The sequence below is a fragment of the Actinacidiphila sp. bgisy167 genome, from assembly GCF_057707665.1.
Genome location: NZ_JBYIQP010000154.1, coordinates 1 through 5,861, shown reverse-complemented (window position 1 = coordinate 5,861; position 5,861 = coordinate 1). Strand labels below are relative to the sequence as shown.

General features: G+C 72.7%; 3 protein-coding genes. 1 reads left to right on the top strand and 2 read right to left on the bottom strand.

Features of this window, described 5'->3' with window-relative positions; translation table 11 throughout:
* Nucleotides 1-76: 76 nt before the first annotated feature.
* Nucleotides 77-553: a cupin domain-containing protein gene (locus tag AC3ET4_RS30120; protein ID WP_431955034.1), complete on the bottom strand. Its 477-nt coding sequence runs from the start codon at nucleotides 551-553 to the stop codon at nucleotides 77-79.
* 531 nt (nucleotides 554-1,084) lie between these two features.
* On the opposite strand from AC3ET4_RS30120, the gene AC3ET4_RS30115 reads away from it, so the two are divergent.
* Entirely contained in the window at nucleotides 1,085-1,321 is a 237-nt protein-coding gene (locus tag AC3ET4_RS30115) for a hypothetical protein (protein WP_431955032.1), read from the top strand.
* 262 nt (nucleotides 1,322-1,583) lie between these two features.
* Here the strand turns inward: AC3ET4_RS30115 and AC3ET4_RS30110 are convergent, their stop codons facing one another.
* Nucleotides 1,584-5,414 carry a S8 family serine peptidase gene (locus AC3ET4_RS30110; protein WP_431955030.1) on the bottom strand — a complete coding sequence of 1,277 codons (3,831 nt, stop codon included), beginning with the start codon at nucleotides 5,412-5,414 and terminating at the stop codon, nucleotides 1,584-1,586.
* Between the last annotated feature and the right edge of the window lie 447 nt (nucleotides 5,415-5,861).

Genomic DNA, 5,861 nt, shown 5'->3' with positions numbered 1-5,861 from the left:
TGCGTCTCCCTTCTCCGCCTTGCCAAACTCGGCCCTCGACCCGCTCCTTTCTCCACCCCGCCTATCCGCGCGACCTCTAACTCGACGGATCGTCGACCTTGATCGGTTCGCCCGTGTCGCCGACGAAGACGACCAGCAGCTGCGCCGGCTCCGTACGGCTGGCGTTCTCCGAGAGCACATGGTGGGCGCCCGGCGGCTCGATCCAGTACTGGCCCTGGCGGTAGGTGTGCACCGGCTCGCCGGCGAGCTGGCTGCGCACGGCGCCCTTGAGCACGTAGGCGTAGACGAAGGCCTGCCCGTGGCGATGCGGGGGCGAGCTCCCGTCCGGCGGATAGTCGACGATCGCCGAGGTGAACGTCTTGCCCTTGACGTTCGGAAGGGCCTGCTCGAACTGGACGGACAGCTTGTCGACCGGCCGCATGGACGCCTGCGTCGACACCGCGGCGGCCGGGGCCCCGCCGCTGACGTCCTGAGCCGCGGGACCGCACGCGGCGAGCGCCGCCATGGTGAGCCCGAGGGCGGGAACGCCTCGCCGGAACGCCGTTCGAGTCATGACGGTGCTCTCCTGTCCTGTTCGCATGCTCCGGTGTGCGGCGCGCGGCGCCGCCGGGAACTCGTGGACGGTGGCCGGTCGCGAACGGACGGCGCGGCCGGGCCCATCGAGGATCCTAAATCGGAACTTGTCATTCCGCCTGTGCTGGCGGGTGCCGCGGACGCCGTCCCGTGCCCGCCGCGCCGGCCGGAAATGCGGGTGCCGTGCGTCCGGCCGCGGTCCTCTCGTACCGTTCCGGTCATGCGCGTCGTCTTCACCAAGGGCCCGGTACGAGCTACGGCATAGCCGTCCACCGTGAGAAAGGGGCCGCGCTCGCCCCGCGCAACGGCCCGGGCGGCCATCCGTACCTGCCGCACGACCTGGTGCACTTCCTGGTCGAGGCGGAGGCGGGCATCGCACTCGGCGTCTACGGGCGGCTGGCCGCCGGGGACAACGGCATGTTCTTGCCCGCCGATCCGGCGGAGCGCGTCAAGGCCGCCCCGGCGCCGCAAGTCCAAGCCGGCGAAGTCGTCGCCGCGGGCCCGGCAGGACATGGCCCGGTCGGAGCACCTGGCCGACGTCGCCCTGCGGGTGTGGGAGGTCAGGCGCGGCCACGCACCCGAGCTGCCGCGCTATGTGACGGCGGATGAGATCCCGGCGGTGGTCGACCGGATCACGGACGTGTTCGACGCATACGCCGACCGCTGGCACGCCCTGCCGGTCGGGGGTTCGCTGACGGTGACATCGCCGGGCGCCCCGGAGCCCCCGGGACGGCGCCCGAGGGCTTGACGCGGCGGTCGGCAACCTCCGGGCGTCAACCTCCGTGCGTCAACGGGACCGATCCGCCTGCCCTGCCCCGTACCGCCGGCTGACCGTTCTCGTGGGCCTCGCTGAGCGTGCGCGGCCTCCCGCAGCCGGGCGGCGTCCCCGCTCGGGGGAGCGCCGAACTGGCGGCCGTACCCGCGGCTGAGCGGGGGCGGCGGGTGGAGACGAGCGGGTGCCGGGGCCATGCCCCCGCACCCGCTCGCGCCTTCCGGATGCGCCTGCGTGCCTACGCGCCGAGCCGGTAGGCCCGTTCCACCGTCTGACGGACCGCGTTGCCCGCCTTGTCAGTGGCGGTCACGCGCAGGGTCACGTACCCGCCGTCCCGCCGGTCGCCGGGACGCTCGACCGTGGCGGTGAACCGGTTGTGGCCGCGGTCCTTGACGCGGACCTGGCCCTTCCAGCTCTTGCCGTCGTCGAAGGAGGCCTCGACCGTCAGGCGTACCCCGGTCGGTGCGGCGAGCCCGTCCTGGTTCCTGACGGTCAGGTCGAGGTCGTGCTTCTTGCCGCCGCCGACGAAGTTCCCCAGGTCGGCGGAGACGCCGTAGTCGACCTGGAGGAGAGGCAGCAGCGTCTCCTCCGCCGCCGTACCGGAGCGGAAGGTCCAGGACGTGGAGGTCCGCGTGCCGGTCTGCCAGTGCTCGGTGTCGCGCACGGTCGTCAGGTCCAGGCGGTAGTCGGCCGCTCCGGCGGGGACGGAGAAGTCCCGCCAGGCGTCATCGGCCTCGGCCACCTTCTTCCCGTCGCGGTAGAGCACCGCCGCGACGCTGTCGCCCTGAGGGTAGGAGGGATCGTCCTCCGTCCCGGTCACCGACAGGCCGCCGATGCCACCTCCGGTGGAGGGTTCCTGCCTCCGGCCCCAGTGGCCCGTCGCCGCGTCCGTGAACTCCGGGATCGCGAGGCTCAGGACGTCGCCGTTCCGGACGGCAGGACGGTTCCAGCCGCGGGGGATGGACGGCCGCACCACGGCCCGGTACCACTCCTCCGAGGCCTTCTCGCCCCCCGCGAAGGTGCGCGGGGCGTCACGCAGCCCCGACCGCAGCGCACCGCCGTAGAACAGGTCGGGTCCGGCGACGAAGTCGACGTCGTGCATCCACCGGGTGTCCCCGGAGGTCACGTACTCGGTACGGGTCGTGCCCGTCGGCACCCAGCGCGAGGTCTCCCAGGCGACGCCGGTGTAGGGCCGCCAACTGAAGCGCTGCTCGCTGGTCCAGTGCAGCGGCCCGTTGTCCGCGTAGGAGACCTTCACCTGCGCGGTGTTGCGGTCCGAGACGGTGTACGTGGCGTCCTGCGGGATCTGCCGCCACTGCGTCACGACGTCGTACAGGTACGGGCTCGTGACCGTCCCGGAGATGTCCACGACGGCCTTGCGACCGGCCATGTACCTCAGCAGCGCGGCGCCTTCGGCAGCGGTCATCCGCACCACCGGGACGGCGGAGCGAGCGCCCGTCGGCTTCCACCGGGTGTAGGCGATGAGCCCCTCGGGCAGGACGACCGCAACGCCCTTGGCACCCGCCTTCGCGGCCGCCTCCGCCAGGTCGTACCCGTCCATCGCGTACTCGTCGCGGATCACGGCGAGCTTGCCCCGCACATGCGCGGGCCGCAGGTCCGGCTTGTCCCGCGTCCCCGCGTCCACGGCGACCAGCCGCTCGCCCCGGGGGTCGAAGGGCGCGGACAGCTTGGCGTAGAACGGGTTCAGCTCGAACCCGGCACCGCGCACCTCGGTCCTCAGCTCGGGCGCAGTCATCTCGAAGCGCACGTTGAACTCGAAGGCGCCCTCGGTGACCTTGGACGTGGGGTTCACATAGAGGGGCACATGCCCCCCGCCGTCCTCGTAGAAGACGCCCGAGGTCCGCTCCACCCCGTCGATCTTCCGGTACATCTGGTACGTCAAGTTGTTGCGCCGCTGCGCCGGCAAGGGCGTGCGCACACGCACCAGTTTGGCCTTGCGGGCGTCCAGGGTCACGGTGGTGTCCTTGGTGACCTTCACCTCGGGATCGACGACCTGGATCACCCGGACCCCGTCGCCCCCGTCCTCCGCCAGGGTGCCGCCGACCAGGTAAGTGCCCTCCTCGACCTCGGCGACCAGGGGGTCGAAGCCGACGAACCGGACCTCGGTGTCCCCGCCGAACAGGTCGACGAGCGCCCATCCCGTGGGGTTCCCGTCCGGACCGCGCGAGTCGATGGTGACCTTGTGCATGGGCGCGCGCACCCACAGGCTGACGGTGGTGTGGACCGACACACCGCCGGCCGACGTGGCGGTGACGTAGCCGTAGAAGGAGCCGCGACCCGCCTGCACCGGGTCGATCGCGACCGGCACCTCGGCGGTCGCCCCGGGGGCGACCCGGACCGTGTCCGTGCCCAGCGTCAGCGCCTGCGCGGGCAGTTGCCTGCCGCCCTTCGCCGTGAGCGCGGCACGCAGGCTCAGCGACACCTCGGCGTCGCCGTGGTTGGTGTAACGGACCACGCCGGCCCGCTCCACCGGGGCCCCGTCCCGGTCGAACGGACCCATGACGATCGTGCCCGTGGCGGTCACCGGAGAGGTGAACGCGGCCTTCACGTCGACACGGCCACCGCCCTGCTCGGTCGGCACCTGCCCGGAGACCGTGTGGGACGTGCTGATCAGCGCGTCCTTGAGCTGCTCGCCGCTCCAGTCGGGGTGCTGCCCGGCCAGCAGCGCCGCCGCACCGGCCACATGGGGCGTGGCCATGGACGTGCCGTCGGCGGCGACGTAGTAGTCGTCGAGCGGAGTGCCCATGGTCGTCCCCGCGGCACGCGCGGCGACGATCCCGACGCCCGGCGCCGTGACGTCCGGCTTGGCCGCCTTGTCGCCGAAACGCGGGCCGCGGCTGGAGAAGGACGCCAGCGTGTCGTCGCGGTCGACGGCGCCGACGGTCAGGGCGGCGTCGGCCGCGCCGGGCGACCCCACCGTCATCTCCCCCCGCTCGCCGGAGTTGCCCGCGGCCACGACGAACAGCGCGCCGCTGCTGCGGGATATCTCGTCGACGGCCAGACTCATCGGGTCGGTGCCGTCGGTCTCCATGTCCGCGCCCAGGCTCATGTTGACGACCCTGGCCCCCTGCGCCGCGGCCCATTCCATGCCCGCGATGACCTGGGACTCACTGCCGGAACCGTCGTCGCCGAGGACCTTGCCGATCAGCAGGTCGGCGCCCGGCGCGATGCCCTTGCGCAGACCCCCCGAGGCGGCGCCGCTGCCCGCGGCGGTGGCGGCGACATGGGTGCCGTGGCCGAAGTGGTCCAGCGTGGAACCGCTGCCGCTGAAGTCCTCGGCCAGGCTCACCCGGCCCGCCAGGTCGGGATGCGTCTGGTCCGCTCCGGTGTCCAGCACCGCGATTTTGACGCCCTCGCCGTGGTAGCCGGCCGCCCATGCGGTGGGCGCGTTGATCTGCGCGGCGCTGCGGTCCAGCGTGGGACGCACCTTGTGGTCCAGCCAGATCTTCGGAGTGGCCGCCGCCGCGCTCGCCGTCCGCACACCGGCCGCGGGCACGAGCTGCTTCCAGAACGCGGCCAGATCCTCCCTGTCCACGCGCAGCGCCTGGGCGTCGATGCTCGTCAGCTGCCGCGGCTCGGCGGAGCCCTCGTGGAACTCGGCGAGCGCTTCCGTCGTGCGGGCCGCCTCACGCGCGGAACCCGCCGGGGCGGACACGATCAGGGGCAGGGCGTCGGTGTGCGCCTCGTCGTATCCCTGTGCGATCAGGGCCGTCACATCGAAGAGGCTCGCGTCCAGCCGCTCCGTGCGGACCAGCATCGCCGCGTCCGAGGGAAGCACCGTCAGGGCGCCGCCGCTCTCGGAGATCTGGAAGAAGACGTTCTCGCGGCCCGGCGCACGCTGCACCGAGGCCGTCTTCCTGCCGTTCGGCGCGTCGCTGACGGTGACGAGGTCGCCGGTGATCAGCCGTACGGCGGCCGTACGGTCCTGCGGTGCCGGCGTCCTCGCGGTGGACCCCGGCGACGGGGCCTGGGCCGACGCGGGCGCCACAGCACCCGCCGCGACCACAGCCGACATGGAGAGCGCCGCCCAGAGGCGGATCCGTCTCATAGGTGTCTGCACCTTTCCTTCTCCCGGCGCCCGGGTGCGGTGTTCGTGAGCGGACGTGATGGCGTGCCGTCGCGGCGCCACCGTCGTGGTGGGCGGTGCCGGGACGCCAGGCCGGGAGCCGGTGGGGCACCGCGCGTACGCGCGCCGCCAAACTCCCGTTCGACTGCGGTTCACAATCCGTTCGCATCATGTGGGGCGGTGACCGGACCGTGCCAGCGATCCGACATGGCACATCTGTGCCATGTCACAACGGCGCCACGACGCGCCCGTACGGTCGGCAGGGCAGGCAGGGCCCGCTGCCTCGGGGTCTGCCAGGTGAGCGAGCCGGCACCCCGCAGTCACGCAGATGAGGGGGTCGCGCTCCGATTCTGGAGCGCGGCCCCCTCCTGCGATCGGCACGCGGCACGCCGGATGTGCGCGGAACTGTCCGGCGTGCCGCGCGGTCCG

Coding starts and splice junctions, on each gene's coding strand:
- AC3ET4_RS30120 (WP_431955034.1), bottom strand. CDS start 553: ATGACTCGAACGGCGTTCCGGCGAGGCGTTCCCGCCCTCGGGCTCACC.
- AC3ET4_RS30115 (WP_431955032.1), top strand. CDS start 1,085: ATGGCCCGGTCGGAGCACCTGGCCGACGTCGCCCTGCGGGTGTGGGAG.
- AC3ET4_RS30110 (WP_431955030.1), bottom strand. CDS start 5,414: ATGAGACGGATCCGCCTCTGGGCGGCGCTCTCCATGTCGGCTGTGGTC.